Origin of the sequence: Amycolatopsis mediterranei, assembly GCF_026017845.1 — a bacterium.
Classification (GTDB): Bacteria; Actinomycetota; Actinomycetes; order Mycobacteriales; family Pseudonocardiaceae; genus Amycolatopsis; species Amycolatopsis mediterranei.
The window spans coordinates 2,807,890-2,825,685 of record NZ_CP100416.1 but is presented as its reverse complement, the minus strand read 5'-3'; the positions used below and the strand labels follow the sequence as shown (position 1 = coordinate 2,825,685).

Annotated in this window: 17 protein-coding genes; 9 read left to right on the top strand and 8 right to left on the bottom strand. The window is 71.3% G+C overall.

Annotation, left to right across the window (positions count from 1 at the left end; genetic code table 11):
- Positions 1-40 precede the first annotated feature (40 nt).
- Positions 41-1,258, top strand: coding sequence for an APC family permease (locus ISP_RS13545; RefSeq protein ID WP_176742164.1), 1,218 nt, complete (start codon positions 41-43; stop codon positions 1,256-1,258).
- 124 nt (positions 1,259-1,382) lie between these two features.
- Positions 1,383-2,189 carry a S1 family peptidase gene (locus ISP_RS13540; RefSeq protein WP_013224432.1) on the top strand — a complete coding sequence of 269 codons (807 nt, stop codon included), beginning with the start codon at positions 1,383-1,385 and terminating at the stop codon, positions 2,187-2,189.
- Between the two features lie 51 nt (positions 2,190-2,240).
- Here ISP_RS13540 and ISP_RS13535 read toward each other — a convergent pair whose 3' ends face one another.
- On the bottom strand, positions 2,241-3,341 hold the full coding sequence (locus tag ISP_RS13535) for an NAD(P)H-dependent flavin oxidoreductase (RefSeq protein ID WP_013224431.1): 1,101 nt from the start codon (positions 3,339-3,341) through the stop codon (positions 2,241-2,243).
- Positions 3,342-3,378: 37 nt separating this feature from the next.
- Positions 3,379-4,995 carry an acyl-CoA synthetase gene (locus ISP_RS13530; protein ID WP_176742163.1) on the bottom strand — a complete coding sequence of 539 codons (1,617 nt, stop codon included), beginning with the start codon at positions 4,993-4,995 and terminating at the stop codon, positions 3,379-3,381.
- A gap of 62 nt (positions 4,996-5,057) precedes the next feature.
- On the opposite strand from ISP_RS13530, the gene ISP_RS13525 reads away from it, so the two are divergent.
- The 4 genes from ISP_RS13525 to ISP_RS13510 all read left to right on the top strand — a co-directional run bounded on the left by ISP_RS13525 (position 5,058) and on the right by ISP_RS13510 (position 9,086).
- Positions 5,058-5,846 (top strand): crotonase/enoyl-CoA hydratase family protein, encoded by a 789-nt coding sequence (locus tag ISP_RS13525; protein WP_013224429.1) that lies wholly within the window; start codon positions 5,058-5,060, stop codon positions 5,844-5,846.
- A gap of 81 nt (positions 5,847-5,927) precedes the next feature.
- Positions 5,928-6,905, top strand: coding sequence for a Zn-ribbon domain-containing OB-fold protein (locus ISP_RS13520; protein ID WP_013224428.1), 978 nt, complete (start codon positions 5,928-5,930; stop codon positions 6,903-6,905).
- 7 nt (positions 6,906-6,912) lie between these two features.
- Entirely contained in the window at positions 6,913-7,926 is a 1,014-nt protein-coding gene (locus tag ISP_RS13515; RefSeq protein WP_013224427.1) for a thiolase domain-containing protein, read from the top strand.
- A complete protein-coding gene (locus tag ISP_RS13510; RefSeq protein WP_013224426.1) occupies positions 7,923-9,086 on the top strand; it encodes a thiolase domain-containing protein in 1,164 nt (387 codons plus the stop codon). Before ISP_RS13515 ends, ISP_RS13510 begins: the two co-directional genes overlap by 4 nt.
- Here the strand turns inward: ISP_RS13510 and ISP_RS13505 are convergent, their stop codons facing one another.
- The gene (locus tag ISP_RS13505; protein WP_013224425.1) at positions 9,087-10,109 is read right to left on the bottom strand and encodes a YhjD/YihY/BrkB family envelope integrity protein; all 1,023 of its coding nucleotides are present in this window, start codon (positions 10,107-10,109) and stop codon (positions 9,087-9,089) included.
- A 46-nt stretch (positions 10,110-10,155) separates the two neighbouring features.
- On the bottom strand, positions 10,156-10,947 hold the full coding sequence (locus tag ISP_RS13500) for a transglutaminase-like domain-containing protein (protein ID WP_013224424.1): 792 nt from the start codon (positions 10,945-10,947) through the stop codon (positions 10,156-10,158).
- Between the two features lie 35 nt (positions 10,948-10,982).
- Between ISP_RS13500 and ISP_RS13495 the strand changes: the two genes are divergently transcribed.
- Positions 10,983-11,564 (top strand): dienelactone hydrolase family protein, encoded by a 582-nt coding sequence (locus ISP_RS13495; RefSeq protein ID WP_013224423.1) that lies wholly within the window; start codon positions 10,983-10,985, stop codon positions 11,562-11,564.
- Here ISP_RS13495 and ISP_RS13490 read toward each other — a convergent pair.
- A complete protein-coding gene (locus ISP_RS13490; protein ID WP_014466839.1) occupies positions 11,536-12,762 on the bottom strand; it encodes a cytochrome P450 in 1,227 nt (408 codons plus the stop codon). The genes ISP_RS13495 and ISP_RS13490 overlap by 29 nt on opposite strands.
- Positions 12,763-12,993: 231 nt before the next feature.
- Here ISP_RS13490 and ISP_RS13485 point away from each other — a divergent pair, with 231 nt between their 5' ends.
- Both ISP_RS13485 and ISP_RS13480 read left to right on the top strand, forming a co-directional pair.
- Positions 12,994-14,151 (top strand): steroid 3-ketoacyl-CoA thiolase, encoded by a 1,158-nt coding sequence (locus ISP_RS13485; protein ID WP_013224421.1) that lies wholly within the window; start codon positions 12,994-12,996, stop codon positions 14,149-14,151.
- Between the two features lie 54 nt (positions 14,152-14,205).
- Entirely contained in the window at positions 14,206-15,003 is a 798-nt protein-coding gene (locus ISP_RS13480; RefSeq protein WP_034284332.1) for an alpha/beta fold hydrolase, read from the top strand.
- Between the two features lie 77 nt (positions 15,004-15,080).
- Here the strand turns inward: ISP_RS13480 and ISP_RS13475 are convergent, their stop codons facing one another.
- The 3 genes from ISP_RS13475 to ISP_RS13465 all read right to left on the bottom strand — a co-directional run bounded on the left by ISP_RS13475 (position 15,081) and on the right by ISP_RS13465 (position 17,751).
- On the bottom strand, positions 15,081-16,283 hold the full coding sequence (locus ISP_RS13475) for a metal-dependent hydrolase family protein (RefSeq protein WP_013224419.1): 1,203 nt from the start codon (positions 16,281-16,283) through the stop codon (positions 15,081-15,083).
- Complete coding sequence (locus tag ISP_RS13470) at positions 16,280-16,474, bottom strand: hypothetical protein (RefSeq protein ID WP_230468774.1); 195 nt, start codon at positions 16,472-16,474, stop codon at positions 16,280-16,282. The genes ISP_RS13475 and ISP_RS13470 overlap by 4 nt, the downstream gene beginning before the upstream one ends.
- A 77-nt stretch (positions 16,475-16,551) precedes the next feature.
- On the bottom strand, positions 16,552-17,751 hold the full coding sequence (locus ISP_RS13465; protein ID WP_013224417.1) for a M20 metallopeptidase family protein: 1,200 nt from the start codon (positions 17,749-17,751) through the stop codon (positions 16,552-16,554).
- Positions 17,752-17,796 lie beyond the last annotated feature (45 nt).

Genomic DNA, 17,796 nt, shown 5'->3' with positions numbered 1-17,796 from the left:
TGTGGCGCGCAACACGGCCGACCGCTGGAGGATCACCCGGATGCCCCCGACTTCCCTCACCCGGCGGCTCGGCCTCGCCGACGCCGTTTTCCTCGGCCTGGGCTCGATGATCGGGGCCGGCGTGTTCGCCGCGTTCGCCCCCGCGGCGCGGGCGGCGGGGGCCGGATTGCTCATCGCATTGGTCCTCGCGGCGGTGGTCGCTTACTGCAATGCGATGTCGTCGGCGCGGCTCGCCGCGATTTACCCGGAATCCGGCGGCACCTACGTTTACGGCCGGGAAAGGCTCGGTGAATTCTGGGGCTACCTCGCCGGGTGGGGATTCATCACCGGGAAGACGGCCAGCTGCGCCGCGATGACGCTGACCGTCGTCGCCTACGCCGCGCCCGGGCTCGGGCAGCCGTGGCGAAGCCTGCTCGCCGTCGCGGTGGTCGCCGCGCTCACCGCCGTCAACTACTTCGGCGTGCACCGGTCGGCGCTCGCCACCCGGGTGATCGTGTCGTGCACCCTGCTCGTGCTCACGGCGTCGGGAGTGGCGATGGCCGCCGGGCCGTCCGGCGGCGGCCCGCTCGTCGCCTGGCCGGGTGGCGGGGGCGTGCTCGAAGCGGCCGGGCTGCTCTTCTTCGCCTTCGCCGGGTACGCGCGGCTCGCCACCCTCGGCGAGGAGGTCCGCGACCCGGCCCGCACCATCCCGCGCGCCATCCCGCTGGCCCTCGGCATCACCCTCGTGGTCTACGCCGCGCTGGCGGTGCTGCTGCTCGTCCGGCTCGGCCCCGCCGCGCTCGCCGCGAGCCCGGACCCGATCGCCGCGGCCGTCCCGGGGTGGCTCGCCCCGGTCGTCCGGGTGGGCGCGGCCGTCGCCGCGCTCGGCTCGCTGCTCGCGCTCATCCTCGGCGTCTCGCGCACGACGCTGGCGATGAGCCGCGACGGCCACCTCCCCCGCTTCCTCGCCGCCGTGCACCCGCGCTACCGGGTACCGCACCGGGCGGAGCTCGCCGTCGGGCTCGTCGTCGCCGTGCTCGCCGCGACGATCGACCTGCGCGCCGCGATCGGCTTCTCGTCCTTCGCCGTCCTGACGTACTACGCGATCGCCAACGCCGCCGCCCTCACGCTGCGCGGGAAGGCCCTGCCGGTCGCCGTCCTCGGCCTCGCCGGGTGCGTGGTGCTCGCCTTCAGCCTGCCGCTGCCGTCGGTGCTCGCGGGCTGCGCCGCGTTGGTGCTGGGCTGTGTGGCCTACGGCGTCCGGCGGATCCGCCGGTGAGAAATCACCCAACCGCCCGAAAGATCCGAAGAAAGTCGGTTGTCCCGGTCTTGACCACCTGGTGTAGTCATGGGGCCGCCGACGGCAACTGCTTCCACTGTGGACACTGGAAGGACTGATCCCCTTGGCTCCCAAGCGCTGGTTCACCCTGCTCAGAAACGCCACCGTAACACTGGCCGCGGTCGCCGCGGCCGCGTCGTTCGCCACCCCCGCGATCGCCACCGCCGCCCAGCCGCCGTCCACCGACGTCGTCGGCGGCACCCGGGCCGCCCAGGGCGAATTCCCGTTCATGGTCCGGCTTTCCATGGGCTGCGGCGGGGCGCTGTACACCAAGCAGATCGTCCTGACCGCGGCGCACTGCGTCAGCCGCACGGGCTCGAACACCTCGATCACCGCCACCGTCGGCGTGGTCGACCTGCAGAGCTCCAGCGCGCAGAAGATCCGCTCGACCTACGTCTACCAGTCCCCCACCTACGGCTCCTCGACCGGCGGTGACTGGGCGCTGATCAAGCTGGCCAGCCCGGTGAGCGGGCTGGCGACGATGCCGATCGCGACGACCAGCGCGTACAACACCGGCACGTTCACCGTCGCCGGCTGGGGTGCGGCCCGCGAAGGCGGCGCGCAGCAGCGGTACCTGCTCAAGGCGACGGTCCCGTTCGTCGACGACGCCACCTGCGCCGCCCAGGGCGGCAGCTACCCCGACCTCATCCCGAGCGCGGAGATCTGCGCGGGCAACCTCGCCTCCGGCGGCGTCGACACCTGCCAGGGCGACTCCGGCGGCCCGATGTTCCGCCGGGACAACAACAACGCCTGGATCCAGGTCGGCATCGTCAGCTGGGGTGACGGCTGCGCCCGGGCGCACGCCCCCGGCGTCTACACCGAGGTGAGCACGTTCGCGTCGAAGATCGCCGCGGCCGCCGCCACGCTGTAACCGCTTGCGCACGAGAAAAGGGGCCCCGCCGCGGGGCCCCTTTTCTCCGGTTCAGCGGGTCTTGTCCAAGCGGGACAACGCTTCTTCGTAGCCGCTCACCAGTTCCGCGACGACGTCGGCGACCGGCCGCACCGCGTTCATCCGCCCGACGATCTGCCCGACCGGCATCGACACCACGCTCGGGTCGTTCGCCGCGTGGATCCGGTTGTGGGCCGGGGAAACCAGCAGGTTCTGCAGCGGCATCGGCAGCGGCTCGGGCGCGTCCGGCGCGGCCCACGCCTCGGTCCACCGGGTCTTCAGCAGCCGGGCCGGCTTGCCGGTGTAGATCCGCGTCCGCACGGTGTCCGACGACGAAGCCGCGACGAGCGCCTGCTGCATCGCCACCGATTCGCCCATCGTCTGCAGGTACTCCTCGGTGGCCAGCCACATCGACCCCATCCAGACGCCGGACGCGCCGAGGGCGAGCGCCGCGGCCATCTGGCGGCCGGAACCGATTCCGCCCGCGGCGAGCACCGGCACGTCGACCGCGTCGACGATCTCCGGCACCAGCACCATGGACGCGATCTCGCCGGTGTGCCCGCCGGCTTCGTAGCCCTGCGCCACCACGAAGTCGACGCCGTTCTCGACGTGCCGCACGGCGTGCTCGGCCTTCCCGGCGAGCGCCGCGACCGGGACACCCTTGTCGTGGCACTGGCCGATCACGTCCACCGGCGGCGAGCCGAGCGCGTTGGCGATCAGCTTGATCGGGTGGTTCAGCGCGACCTCGACGTGCGAGCGGGCGACCGAGTGCAGCCAGCCGAGCACGCCCGCGCGCTCGTCGGTGTCGTCCGGCAGGGGCGGGACCGAGAGCTCCTTCAGGACGCGGTCGACGAACGCGCGGTGCCCGTCCGGGATGAGCTTCGCCAGGTCGACCTGGGTGCCCTCGGCGGGCACCTTGGCCGGCATGACGATGTCGACGCCGTACGGTTTCCCGCCGGTGTTCTCGTCCATCCAGGTGAGCACCCGGTCGAGCTCGGCGGCGTCGTTGAACCGCACGCAACCGAGCACGCCGAGCCCGCCGGCGCGGCTGAGGGCCGCGGCGACGTGCTCCGACGGGGTGAACCCGACGATCGGCAGGTCGATGCCGAGCCGGTCGCACAGGGGTGTCCGCACTGTGTTGTCCTCCTAGAAGACTGAGGGGTTGTCCTCCTCAGACGGGCTGGGCCGCGGCCGGTTCGTGCTCGGCGGCGTAGCGCTGGGCCCACGGGTAGTCCGGCTTGCCGCTGGGCGAGCGGCCGATCTCGCCGGCCAGCCAGACGGTCCGCGGCACCTTGTAGCCGGCGATCTCGCCGCGGACGTGCTCTTCGATGGCCGCGAGGTCCGGTTCGGCGCCCTCGCGGAGCTGGACCACGGCGGCGACGCGCTGGCCGAGCCGCTCGTCCGGGACGCCGATGACGAGCGCGTCGAAGACGTCGGGGTGGGACTTGAGCGCCCCTTCGACCTCTTCCGGGTAGACCTTCTCGCCGCCGGTGTTGACGCACTGGGAGCCGCGCCCCAGCAGCGTGACGGTGCCGTCCTCCTCGTAGCGGGCGTAGTCGCCCGGGACGACGTACCGGGCGCCGTCGACCTCGACGAAGATCTTCTTGCTCTTCTCGGGATCGCCGTAGTAGCCGAGCGGGACGTGTCCGCGGCGGCCGATCAGCCCGACCGCGCCGGGCTTCTTTTCGACGAGGTTGCCGTCGTCGTCGAGCAGGATCGCGTCCTTGCCGAAGTTCACCCGCGGGCCGGCGCTGTGGTCGGAGCCCTTGGCGACCATGCCGATCCCGGTGAAGCCGCTTTCCGACGAGCCGATGGCGTCGGTGATCACGGCGTGCGGGACGAGTTCGACGAACTCCTGCTTCACCGACTGCGAGAACAGCGCGGCGTGACTCGACACCGCGACGATCGACGACGCGTCGTAGTCGCCCTCGCGGAAGGCCTCGATGAGCGGCCGCGCCATCGCGTCGCCGACGATCGTGAGGACCTGGACCTTGTGCTCCTGCACGGCTTTCCAGATCTCGTGGGCGTCGAAGCGGGGCACGAAGACCACCGGGCTGCCGGTGAACAGCGCGCCGAACGCGGCCCACTGCGCGGCGCCGTGGATCAGCGGCGCGGCGGGCAGCCGGGTCAGGCTCCCGGCCTTGCCCTGCTCGGCGAGCGTCCACTCGTCGGGGATGTACTCGCCGGTGACGAAGTTGATCCCGCCGCCGAGCGCGCGCCAGACGTCCTCCTGCCGCCAGAGCACGCCCTTCGGGTAGCCCGTGGTGCCACCGGTGTAGAGGATGTACAGGTCGTCGCCGGAACGCTCTCCGAAATCGCGCTCGGGGCTCTGTGCTGCGAGGGCGGATTCGTAGTCGACGCCGCCGTAGCTCCCGTAGTCGCCGCCGCTGCCGTCATCGATCACGACAACGTGTTTCAGTTTCGGCGCCTCCGGCAGCACCGCGGCGACCTTGTCGGCGTAGCTGCGTTCGTGCACGAGCGCGACGATCTCGGCGTCGTTGAAGAGGTAGACGAGTTCGCCGTGCACGTAGCGGTAGTTGACGTTGACGGCGATCGCGCGCAGCTTGTACGCCGCGATCATCGCCTCCAAGGCCTCGATCGAATTGCGGGAATAGACCCCGATGTGGGACCCGCGTCCCACGCCGTGCGCGGCGAGGTGGTGGGCGAGCCGGTTGGCCCGCGCCTCCAGTTCGGCGAAGGTGACCCGCCGGTCGCCGCACACGACCGCGACGCGCTCCGGCACGGCGTCGACGGCGTGCTCCAGAAGATCCGCGATGTTGAGTGCCACGCCCTCAAAGTAGAACATGTTATCGTTCCGGGCAATGGCACTGCTCCTTCAGGAGGTCTTCCGTGGGTGAACCGCACGCGCTGGTGACGCAAGAGGGGGCGACCCTGATCGTCACGATGAACCGGCCCGAGGCGCGCAACGCGATCACCGGCGAGATGATGTCGATCATGGTCGAGGCCTGGGACCGGGTCGATTCCGACGACGCGATCCGCAGCTGCATCCTGACCGGCGCGGGCGGCGCGTTCTGCGCGGGCGCCGATCTGAAGTCGATGTCGCGCAACTCCCCCTCGGAGTCGTTCGCCTCGGGCAAGTTCGACCCATCGCGCATCCCGGGACTGCTGAAGGGCCGCCGCTTGACGAAGCCCCTGATCGCGGCGGTCGAGGGCCCGGCGATCGCGGGCGGCACCGAGATCCTCCAGGGCACCGATATCCGGGTGGCCGGCTCGTCGGCGCGCTTCGGGGTGTCGGAGGCCCGGTGGGGACTGTTCCCGATGGGCGGGTCGGCGGTGCGGCTGCCCCGCCAGATCCCGTACACGGTGGCCGCGGACATCCTGCTGACCGGCCGTCACCTGACCGCGACGGAGGCGCTGGCCATCGGCTTGATCGGGCACGTGGTTCCGGACGGTTCCGCGCTCTCTCGCGCGTTGGAGCTGGCTTCGCTGGTGAACGCGAACGGTCCGCTGGCGGTGCGGGCGATCCTGCGGACGATCCGGGACACCGAGGGGCTGCACGAGGAAGAGGCGTTCAAGCTGGACTCGCAGTACGGCATCGAGGTGTTCGCGTCGGAGGATGCCAAGGAGGGGCCGCGGGCGTTCTCGGAGAAGCGGAAGCCGGACTTCAATGGCCGCTGACCGATAACGCGTTCTATCCATCTTGAGCTGCTCCACGGAGGAACCTTGTCGGCAGAACGAGAACGTGTTTCACTCAACGGTGTGACCGAGACACCACTGGCGGCACCGCTGAACGTCGGCTTCGACTACACCCGCTCGACCGGGCCCGTCCTCGGGCGGTTCGTGAACGCGCTGCGTGACCGCCGGATCGAAGGCATCCGCGGCAGCGACGGCCGGGTGCACGTCCCGCCGGTCGAGTACGACCCCGTGACCGCCGAACAGCTCAGCGAGTTCGTGCCGGTCGCCGAAGAGGGCACCGTCGTCTCCTGGTCGTGGTGCCCGCGGCCGCTGGACGGGCAGCCGCTCAACCGCCCCTTCGCCTGGGCGCTCGTCAAGCTCGACGGGGCCGACACGCCGATGCTGCACGCCGTCGACGCGGGCGAGCCCGGCAACATCCACAGTGGACAGCGGGTGCGCGTGCGCTGGGCCGACGAGGTCGTCGGGCACATCCGCGACATCGCCTATTTCTTGCCCGTGGACGCCGAAGACACCACGCCCACCCAGCCCGCGCCCCCGGTCGCCGACCGGGAAGAGGGCGCGCCGGTCAGCGTCGTCATCACGCCGGTGCACCTGAAGTACCTGCACTCCGCCTCGCCCGAAGAGAGCACCTACCTGCGCGGGCTCGCCGAGGGGAAGCTGATCGGCCAGCGGTGCCCCGCCTGCGGCAAGGTCTACATCCCGCCGCGCGGGGCCTGCCCGACCGACGGCGTACCGACCACCGAAGAGGTCGAACTGCCCGACACCGGCATCGTCACCACCTTCTGCATCGTCAACGTCCCGTTCCTGGGCCAGCGGATCAAGCCGCCGTACGTCGCCGCGTACATCCTGCTCGACGGCGCCGACATCGCCTTCCTGCACCTCGTCCTCGGCTGCGCCGCCGAAGACGTCAAGATGGGCATGCGGGTGCGCGCCGCGTGGAAGCCGCGTGACGAGTGGTGGACGTCGCTGGAGAACATCAGCCACTTCGAGCCGACCGGTGAGCCGGACGCGGCTTACGAAACCTTCGCCCACCACCTGTGAGGTCCTGATGCCAGACGTCGCGATCGCGGGCTTCGCGAAGGCCCCCAACGTCCGGGAAACCGAGGGCACCACCAACGGCGTGGAGATGCTCGTCCCGATCTTCGCCGAGGTCTTCGCGCAGACCGGCCTGTCCAAACAGGACATCGACTTCTGGTGCTCCGGCTCGTCGGACTACCTGGCCGGCCGCGCGTTCTCCTTCATCGCCGCCGTCGACGCGATCGGCGCGTTCCCGCCGATCCACGAGTCCCACGTCGAGATGGACGCCGCCTGGGCGCTGTACGAAGCGTGGCTGAAGATCAAGATGGGCGAGGTCGAGACCGCGCTCGTCTACGGCTTCGGCAAGTCCAGCGCCGGGCAGCTGCGCCGGGTGCTCGCCCTGCAGCTCGACCCGTACGTCGTCACGCCGTTGTGGCCGGACTCGGTCTCGATCGCCGGGATCCAAGCGCGGCTCGGCCTGGAGGCCGGGCTCTGGTCCGAAAAGGACCTGGCCGAGGTCGCCGCCCGCGGGACCACCCAGGACGTCGCTGAGCTGCTCGACACGCCGTACTACGCCGATCCGTTGCGCAAGCACGACATCGCCCCGATCACCGACGGTGCCGCCGTGATCGTCCTGTCCACTGTGGAACGGGCGCGCGAGATCGTCGAACGCCCCGCGGTGATCACCGGCATCGAGCACCGCGTCGACTCCCCCGTGCTCGGCGCCCGCGACCTGACGCGGAGCCCGTCCACCGAGGCGGCGGGCAAAGCCCTCGACCTCGACGGCGTCGACCTCGCCGAGCTGCACGCCCCCTTCACCCACCAGGAGCTCATCCTGCGCAGCGCGCTCGGGCTCGGCGACGGCGTGAAGATCAACCCGTCCGGCGGGGCGCTGGCCGCGAACCCGATGTTCTCCGCCGGGCTCGCCCGGATCGGCGAAGCGGCGATCCGGATCCACAGCGGCGAATCCCGCAAGGCCGTGGCGCACGCGACGAGCGGCCCGGCCCTGCAACAGAACCTGGTGACCGTGCTGGAGGCCCGATGACCAAGCAGCTCACCGCCGTGCTCGGCACCGGCCAGACGCACCACCGCGCCAAGCGCCAGGACGTCTCGATGCCCGGCCTGCTGCGCGAGGCGATCGACCGCGCGATGACCGACGCCCAGGTGGAGTGGGCCGACATCGACGCCGTCGTGCTCGGCAAGGCCCCGGACCTGTTCGAGGGCGTGATGATGCCCGAGCTGTTCCTCGCCGACTCGCTCGGCGCGACCGGGAAGCCGCTGCTGCGCGTGCACACCGCGGGCTCGGTGGGTGGCTCGACCGCGCTGGTGGCGGCGTCGCTCATCCAGGCGGGCGTGCACCACCGGGTGCTGACCGTCGCGTACGAAAAGCAGTCCGAGTCGAACGCGATGTGGGGGCTGTCGATCCTGCCGCCGTTCCAGATGCCGGTCGGCGCCGGCGCGGGCGGCTACTTCGCGCCGCACGTGCGCTCCTACATCCGCCGTTCGGGTGCGCCCGAGCACGTCGGGGCCATCGTCGCGGCGAAGGACCGGCGCAACGGCGCGCTCAACCCGTACGCGCACCTGCGGCAGCCGGACATCACCGTCGAGTCGGTGCGGGCGTCGCAGATGCTCTGGGACCCGATCCGCTACGACGAAACTTGCCCGTCTTCCGACGGCGCGTGCGCAATGGTGCTCGGCGACGAGGCCGCCGGGGACGCCGTCGAAGGCGGTGCGGCGTGGATCCACGCGACGGCGATGCGCACCGAGCCGACCACGTTCGCCGGCCGCGACCAGGTGAACCCGCGGGCTGGGCGCGAGGCCGCGGCCGCGCTGTGGGCCGAGGCGGGCATCACCGACCCGATGTCCGAAGTGGACGTCGCCGAAATCTACGTGCCGTTCTCGTGGTTCGAGCCGATGTGGCTGGAGAACCTCGGTTTCGCCCCCGAAGGCGAGGGCTGGAAGGTCACCGAGAAGGGCGAGACGGCGATCGGCGGCCGGCTGCCGTGCAACCCGTCCGGCGGAGTGCTCTCGTCCAACCCGATCGGCGCGTCCGGCATGCTGCGGTTCTCCGAAGCGGCGAAGCAGGTCATGGGCCGGGCCGGCGACTACCAGGTGGACGGCGCGCGCCGCGCGCTCGGGCACGCCTACGGCGGCGGGTCGCAGTACTTCTCGATGTGGCTGGTGGGGTCGGAGAAGCCGAGCTGATCACCGGCGGGAGCGGCGCCACCGCAGGGCGAGCAGGGTGCCGAGCACCCCGGTGACCACCCCGACGGTGGCGGGCACCGCCATCGGCGGGTCCACCACGACGACCGGCTCCAGCACCACCGGCGCCGGCGGCTCGACCGCCTTCGGGGGTGCGTCCGAGCCGGTCGCGGTCCACGCCGTGACGAACACGAGCAGCCGCGCGACCAGCGAGATGAAGAAGATGAGACCGATGATCGAACCGAACGCGATCCCGGTCGGCGAGTCGCCGATGAGCCGGAGGTAGAACCCGCCGGCCAGCTTGAGCACCTCGAACCCGACGGCCAGGGCGACCGCGCCGCGGATCGCGCTGCGCACGCCGACCTTCTGCCGCGGCAGCCGGGTGAGCACCCAGAGGAACACCAGCCAGTCGGCGGCCAGCGACAGCGGTACCGAAGACGCCGACACGAGCTGGTGCCCCCAGCTCGTGTCGTCGAGGCCGGCGAGCCGGAGCAGGTAGCTGCCGAGTGCGGTGCCGGAGATGGTGAGCGTGAACGACACCAGCAGCGCCGCGGTCAGGCCGAGCAGCGCGAGCAGGTCGACGGCGATGAGCCGCGGCAGCGACTGGTCCGACCGGTTCTGCCCCCACAGCGCCGTCAGCGAGTCCCGCAGCGCGTTCATCCAGTTCCAGCCGGAGTAGAGCCCGATGCCCAGGCCGACCACGCCGACGCTGGTCCGCTGCTCGACGAAGCCGGTGAGCAGCTCGGTGGCCTTGTCGCCGAGGCCGCCGGGCAGCGTGCTGACGATCGCGTGCACCAGCGTGTCGAGCAGGTGCGGCTGGGTGGCCAGCACGAACCCGCCGACCGACGACGCGACCATCAGCAGCGGCACCAGCGACAGCAGGCTGAAGTAGGTGATCGAGGCGACGTAGTGGTACCCGCCGGCGTCGATGTAGCGGTTGGTCGCGCGGGCGATGTGGTCCAGCCACCGGTACCGGACGCGCGCCCGGGCCCACGGGCTCGGCGCCTTCGGGGAACTCTTCACCAAGACTGTCTACCCAGCCGGAGCCGTCTTTGCGCAGGCAACACGCGGATCAGCCGAGAACGACCAGCCCGGATCCGTCGTCGACGGGCAGCGGGGCGTCCGTCGTCGCGAAGATGGTGCTGCCCAGGAAGTCGAGCTCGCCGCCGAGCGTGGCGAGGAAGGCGGTGTCGGCGGCGTCGCGGCCGGTGGAGATCCGGAGCATGGTCTGGCGCGGCGCGAGCCGGGTGGCGTCGAAGACGTACCAGTGCCCGTCGACCGCGGCTTCGAAGACGGCGTGGAAGTCCATCGGCGCGAGCCCGGGCGCGTAGACGCCGACATAGCGCGCGGGGATGTCGAGGAACCGGCACAGGGTGATGCAGACGTGCGCGAAGTCCCGGCAGACGCCTTCGCCGGCGAGCAGGGTATCGATCGCGTCGTCACTGGGCCGGCTCGAACCGACCACATAGGACAGTCGCTCGTGGACGTGCCGGACGACGGCTTCGACCTGTTTCCCGGGGTTTTCGAGCCCGAGCAGCTCCGGCGGCACGAGCCCGGCGACGCGATCGGACGGGCAGTACCGGCTCGGCCGGGTGAACACGACGAGGTCGGCGAGCGTGACGGGCTCGGGTTCGGCGTCGGTGAGCACGCGCTCGGCGTGGTAGGTGACCTGGTGCTCGCCGGTGGGCAGGTCGAAGACCTCGGCCCGGGTCCCGTGCGGGAACTCGACGGACCGGCTGTCCCCGTGCCAGGACACGCGGAGTTCCTCGGTGTCGGCGTGCGCCGCGGAGACCGAGATCGCCGCGGGCCCGGGCTGGGTGACGTGGATGGCGAACTCGACGTCCACGGTCGCTCGCGAAGGCATCGTCCCATCATGGCATCCCCTGGCAGAATCGCCGGGTGAGCGACATCGTGGTGTTCCACTCGGTGCTGGGACTACGGCCCGTCGAGCTCGGTTTCGCCGACCGGCTGCGGGCGGCCGGACACCGCGTCGCCACCCCGGACCTCTACGACGGCCGGACGGCGTCGACCCTCGACGAGGGCTTCGCGTTGAAGGACGCCGTCGGCTGGGAGGCCGTCGCCCGGCGAGCCCGCGATGCCGTGCACAGCCTGCCCGCGGAAACCGTGCTCGTGGGCGTGTCGATGGGGGCGGGTGTCGTCGAGACCGTGCTGCCGCACCGGCCCGGCACCGCCGGTGTCGTGCTGCTGCACGCGGTGGGGGCGCTGCCGGCCGGGCTCCGCGCGGGCCTGCCGGTGCAGGCCCACGTCGCCGATCCCGACCCGATCGCACCCCCGGCGCAGGTCGCGGCCTGGCGGGCAGCCGCGGCGCGGTCGGGCGCCGATGCCCGGGTGTACACCTACCCGGGCATCGGCCACTTCTACACCGACGCGGACGGCCCCGAATACGACGCGCCCGCGGCCGAACTGACCTGGGAGCGCGTCGCCGAGTTCCTCAGCCGTAGTTCACCGGGTAGTGCTTGATGCCGTTCAGCCAGCTCGACCGCAGCCGCACCGGGGGTGCCGCCTCGGTGATGTTCGGCATCACGTCGGCGATCGCGTTGAAGATCAGGTCGATCTGCAGCCGGGCCAGGTTCGCGCCGATGCAGTAGTGCGACCCGGTGCCGCCGAACCCGACGTGCGGGTTGTCCTCGCGCAGGACGTCGAACTTCTCCGGCTCGTCGAAGACCTCGTGGTCGAAGTTGGCCGAGCTGTAGAACATGCCGACGCGGTCGCCCTTGCGGATGTGCGCGCCGCCGAGCTCGGTGTCCCGGGTGGCGGTGCGCTGGAAGGCGATCACCGGAGTGGCCCATCGGACGATCTCGTCGGGCGCGGTCTTCGGCCGCTGGTCCTTGAAGATCTTCCACTGCTCGGGGTGGTCCAGGAGGGCCTTCATGCCGTGGGTGATGGAGTTGCGCGTGGTCTCGTTGCCGGCGACGGCGAGCAGGATCACGAAGAAGCCGAACTCGTCGGAGCCGAGCTCCTCACCGTCGACGTCGGCCTGGATCAGCTTCGTGACGATGTCGTCCATCGGGCACTTGCGGCGGTCCTCGGCCATGTTCCAGGCGTAGCCGATGAGCTGGGTGGACGCCTCCAGGGGCGCGACCTCGTACTCGGGGTCGTCGTAGGCGACCATCTGGTTGGACCAGTCGAAGATCTTCAGCCGGTCCTCCTGCGGGATGCCGATCAGCTCGGCGATCGCCTGCAGCGGCAGCTCGCACGCGACGTCGGTGACGAAGTCGCCCGTCCCCTTCTTCTTCGCCTCGGAAACGATCCGTTCGGCGCGGTCCCGCAGGGTGTCCTCGAGCTTCGAGATGGAGCGCGGGGTGAAGCCCTTCGACACGATCCGCCGCAGCTTCGTGTGCTGCGGGGCGTCCATGTTGAGCAGGACAAGGCGGTTCGCTTCGAGGTTGTCCTCGGTCATGTTCTCGTCGAAGCGGATGATGGCGGTCTTTTCCCGCGACGAGTAGAGCGTGCTGTCGCGCGAGACCTCCTTGACGTCCGCGTGCCGCGAAACGACCCAGTAGCCGTCGTCGCGGAAGCCCGCGGTGTTGTGCTTCTGGGGGTTCCACCACACCGGGGCGGTCCGCCGGAGTTCGGCGAATTCGGCGACGGGAAGTCGCTCCGCCAGGAGGTCCGGATCGGTGAAGTCGAAGCCGGCGGGGATGAGCGGAGCGGCCACGTTGCCTCCCACGGTTCGTCTTGGAACACGTTCTAGCTTGGATTGAAGCATACGGCGTTAACCAACGGAAGACCGTAAGTGAAACCCGTTTACTTAACCGATGATGCCAGGTGAGCGTACGCTCACCGAGCGAAGATCAAGAAGGGGTTGAGCCTGCGCGGACTTGCCAGAAACGATAACTTGTTCTAGTTTTTCAGGCAGTGAACAGTGTTTCCCGACGAAAGGGACGACATGGGCGTGCCGGTCATCGTCGAAGCCGTGCGGACCCCGATCGGCAAGCGGAACGGGCTGCTGGCCGGCCTGCACGCGGCCGAGCTGCTGGGCGCCGCGCAGCTCGCCCTGCTGGACCGCGCCGGGATCGACCCGGCCCTCGTCGAGCAGCTCATCGGCGGCTGCGTCACGCAGGCCGGCGAGCAGTCGAACAACGTCACGCGCACGGCGTGGCTGCACGCGGGCCTGCCCGAGACGGCGGGCGCGACGACGATCGACGCCCAGTGCGGCTCGGCGCAGCAGGCCACCCACCTCATCGCCGGCCTGATCGCGGCGGACGCCATCGAAGCCGGCGTCGCGTGCGGGGTCGAGGCGATGAGCCGGGTGCCGCTGGGCACGAACCGGGCCGGCGCTTCACCGCGGCCGTCGTCGTGGTCGATCGACCTGCCCAACCAGTACGGCGCGGCGGAGCGGATCGCGGTCCGGCGCGGGCTGACGCGGGAGGACGTCGACGCGTTCGGCGCGGCGTCCCAGCAGAAGGCGGCGGCCGCCTGGGAGGCGGGCCACTTCGACCGCGAGGTGGTGCCGGTGAAGGCGCCGGTCCTCTCCGCTTCGGGCGATCCGACGGGGGAAACCCGCTTGGTCGCGCGCGACCAGGGCCTGCGCGAGACGACGGTCGGAGGCCTCGCCCGGCTCAAGCCGGTGGTCGAGGACGGCATCCACACGGCGGGCACGTCGTCCCAGATCTCCGACGGCGCGGCGGCCTTGCTCCTGATGGACGCCGACCGGGCCGCGGCGCTGGGTCTGCGTCCCCGGGCGCGGATCGTGGCGCAGGCGCTGGTCGGCGCGGAGCCGTACTACCACCTGGACGGCCCGATCCGCGCGACGGAACGGGTGCTGTCCCGGGCCGGGATGACCGTGGGTGACGTGGACCTGTTCGAGGTGAACGAGGCGTTCGCTTCGGTCGCGTTGTCCTGGCAGCAGGTGGTTTCGCCGGATCCGTCGCGGGTGAACGTCAACGGCGGCGCGATCGCCCTCGGCCACCCGGTGGGCAGCACGGGAGCCCGGTTGCTGACGACGGCGTTGCACGAGCTGGAGCGCCGGGACGCGTCGACGGCACTGGTGACGATGTGCGCGGGCGGCGCGCTGGCCACGGCGTCGATCATCGAGCGGCTCTAGCACGGGATCGACCACCACGCCGTCCGGCGAACGACTTGTGCTTCACTTCGGGGCATGATCTCGGAAAGCCGTTGCCCGGTGGAGGACGGTGAGCTCCTCGTCCGCCGCGGCGGCGAGGGCCCGGCACTGCTGCTGATCGCGGGCGGCACCGGATCGGGCGACGCCTACCGCGCGCTGGCGAAGCAGCTGTACGCGGAGTACACCGTGATCACCTACGACCGCCGCGGCCACTTCGGCAGCACGGACACGACGACGGGCCCGGTCCCGGTTTCCCTGCAGGCGGACGACGCACTGGCCGTCCTCGACCACGCGGCCGGCGGCCCGGCGCAGGTGTTCGGCTCCAGCGCGGGCGCCCTGATCGGCCTCGACCTCGTCGCCCGGCACCCGGACCGCGTGACGACGCTGGTCGCGCACGAACCCCCGGCGGTGCACCTGATGCCGGATGCGGGCGGCTGGCTCGAAGCGGCGGCGGAACAGGTCCGGCTGGCCCGTTCGGGTGAGCTGATGGCGGCGGTGACGCGCTTCGCGGACGCGATCGCGGGCGCGGCCCTGCCGAACCTGCCGAACCTGCGCCTCCCCCACGAAGCCGAGTGGATCCGGCTGTTCGACCGCGAGCTGACGGAGTTCTTCGACTACCTGCCGGATCTGCGGGCGCTGCGGAAGGCGCCCACGGAGATCTTCCCGGTGGCGGGCGAGGGCAGCCGGGGCCGGTACCACTACCAGCCGGCGAAGATCCTGGCGCTGGAGCTGGGTTTGCCGTTCACCGAGCTGCCGGGGTCGCACCTGGCGCCGCAGCGGAACCCGGCGAAGTTCGCCGCGGCGCTGAAGGACCTGCTGAACCCGGAGCTCTGACGGACGACACGCGTACTCAGCCGGACGACACGCGTACCTGAACGGACGACACGCGTGCTTGCGGGGACGACACAGCGTCAGACGACCCGGATGCCGTCCTTCCAGACCTCGCGGATGTTCGACGCCAGCGCCGGGAAGTCGTACGGGTCCCCGGCCACCACCACTACGTCGGCCCGCAGCCCCGGCGCGAGCCGGCCCAGCTCGCCGTCCAGGCCCATCAACCGGGCCGCCGACGACGTCGTCGCCTCCAGGACGTCGCCCGGCGTCATCCCGCACGCCGCCATCAGGGCCAGCTCCTCGAGGTTCGTCCCGTGCGGCCCCACGCCGCTGTCCGTGCCCATCGCGATCCGGACGCCCGCCGCATACGCGCGGCGGAGCGAGTCTCGGTGCGCCTCCACCACTTCACGCGCCTTCGCCACCACCGCCGCCGGGAGGTCGACGCCCGCGTCGGCCGCGCGGACCACGTTGACCGGGGCGATCAGCGTCGGTACCAGCCAGGTTCCGTGGCCGAGCATCAGCTCGATCGCTTCGTCGTCCAGGTAGATCCCGTGCTCGATCGAACGCGCGCCCGCGCGGACCGCGTTCTTGATGCCCGCCGCACCCTGGGCGTGCGCCATCACCGGGCGGCCCTGCATCGCCGCCTCCGTCACCAGGACGTCCAGCTCCTCCGGCGTGAACTGCGCGTGCCGCGGGTCGTCGCGCGGGGACAGCACGCCGCCGGTCGTGCACACCTTGAGCACGTCCGCGCCCGCGCGCAGCAGCGTCCTGGCCACCCGGCGCATCTCGTCGGGACCGTCGACCGTGGTCTCGGGCCGGCCCGGGTGCGGGACCATCAGCGGCACGCACAGCCCCGAGGGGTTCCACGCGTCGCCGTGGCCGCCGGTCGGGCTGATCAGGCCGATCGAGATCTGCAGCCGCGGGCCGGGGATCAGCCCGTCGTCCACCGCCTGCTTGATGCCGAGGTCCGCGCCCGCCGCGTCGCGGACCGTCGTGATCCCGAGCCCGAGGGTCGCCCACAGGTTCCGCGCGGCTTCGTAGAACTGGTAGGAGAACGGCTTCTGCACCCGGGACAGCAGGCCGATGTCCGAGATCGTCACGTGCACGTGGCAGTCGAACAGCCCGGGCAGCAGCACCGTGCCGGCGCAGTCGACACGCTCGTCGCCGTCCAGGCCGGTCCCGACGTCGATGATCCGGCCGTGCTCGACGACGACGTCGGCCGGTGCCGGGTCCGCGCCGGTGCCGTCGAAGACCGAGCCGCCGGTGAACACCGTGCGCGTCACGCCGCCTCCCGTGCAGGTTCCGGAACCGCCCGGCGCCCGGCCGGGTGGGTGTCCAGGTGAGTGTCCACAAAGGTCGGCCGGCGGGCCACGACCCGGCCGTCGACCGGCCCGGCCGGGACCGGCCCGGCCGGCCTCGAACAGGTGAGCAACAGCCGGGTGGCCGGCAGATCCGGCCGGACGATGCCGAGCACGATGGCCAGCCTACTCGCGACCACAACCGTGCCCTGATTACTCCACTGTGGACGTTCAGGACAGCCGCGCACCGGCGTCACCCGGCCAGGAGTGCGAGCCGGCGGACGGCGAGCTCGGCCAGCAGCGCGGCGCCGTCACCGAGCACGCTGTCGTCGAAACGGGCGCGCGGCGAGTGGTTGTCCGGCGCGCTCGCCGGGTCGGCCGGGCACGCGCCGAGGAAGAGGTACGCGCCGGGAACCCGTTCGAGGACCCGGGAGAAATCCTCCGAACCGGTGATCGGATCGGCCATCTCGGTGAAGCGTTCCTCGCCGAAGACGTCGCGGATCGTGGCGGCCACGAAGTCGTAGGCGCCGGCGTCGTTGACCGTCGCCGGGTACTCGGGTTCGTAGGCGACTTCGATGTCGAGGCCGTGGGCCTGGGCGATCCCGCGGCAGACCTGCTCCGCCCGCTCGCCCACCCGCGCCGCGACTTCCGGCGAGAACGACCGCAGCGTCGCCTCGAACACCGCGTCGTCCGGGATGATGTTGCGCCGGGTGCCGGCGTGGAACGAGCCGACGGTGACCACGACCGGGTCGAAGACGTCGAAGGTGCGCGTGACCATCGTCTGCAGGGCGGTCACCATCTCGCAGGCCGCCGGGATGGGGTCGCGGGCGTCGTGCGGGGACGAGCCGTGGCCGCCGTCGCCCCGCACCCGGACCGCGAGGGCGCCCGAGGCGGCCATCAGCGTGCCCGGCCGGGTGGTGAAGTGGCCCTTCGCGTAGCTCGCGGCCGAAACGTGCAGGCCGTACGCGGCGTCGACGTGCCTGCCGGACGCCGTCAGCACGCCTTCGTCGATCATGTGGCCGGCGCCGTCCCAGCCCTCTTCGCCGGGCTGGAACATGAAGACGACGTCGCCGGGGAGGTCGTGCCGGCGGGCGGCGAGCAGGCGGGCCGCGCCGACCAGGCCCGCCGTGTGGAGGTCGTGGCCGCAGGCGTGCATGGCGCCGTCGAGGGTCGAGGTGAACTCTTCGCCGCTGGCCTCGGTGACCGGGAGCGCGTCCATGTCGCCGCGCAGGAGGACGGTGCCGGTCTTGCCTGGCCGTCCTCCGCGGAGAACGGCGGTGATCGACGACAGGTTCTTGCCGAGGGTGATTTCGAGCGGCAGACCGTCGAGGGCGGTGAGGACCCGCTCCTGGGTGCGCGGCAGGTGGAGGCCGATCTCGGGGATGCGGTGCAGGTCGCGGCGCAGGGCCTGCAGGTCGTCGAGCACGGCGGCGGCGTCGGAGCGCAGGGTCATCTGCCGATCATGCGATTGTCGAGCACAATGGCCGGGGAAAATCGC

Coding starts and splice junctions, on each gene's coding strand:
- ISP_RS13545 (WP_176742164.1), top strand. CDS start 41: ATGCCCCCGACTTCCCTCACCCGGCGGCTCGGCCTCGCCGACGCCGTT.
- ISP_RS13515 (WP_013224427.1), top strand. CDS start 6,913: ATGCCAGACGTCGCGATCGCGGGCTTCGCGAAGGCCCCCAACGTCCGG.
- ISP_RS13510 (WP_013224426.1), top strand. CDS start 7,923: ATGACCAAGCAGCTCACCGCCGTGCTCGGCACCGGCCAGACGCACCAC.
- ISP_RS13500 (WP_013224424.1), bottom strand. CDS start 10,947: ATGCCTTCGCGAGCGACCGTGGACGTCGAGTTCGCCATCCACGTCACC.
- ISP_RS13485 (WP_013224421.1), top strand. CDS start 12,994: ATGGGCGTGCCGGTCATCGTCGAAGCCGTGCGGACCCCGATCGGCAAG.
- ISP_RS13480 (WP_034284332.1), top strand. CDS start 14,206: ATGATCTCGGAAAGCCGTTGCCCGGTGGAGGACGGTGAGCTCCTCGTC.
- ISP_RS13465 (WP_013224417.1), bottom strand. CDS start 17,751: ATGACCCTGCGCTCCGACGCCGCCGCCGTGCTCGACGACCTGCAGGCC.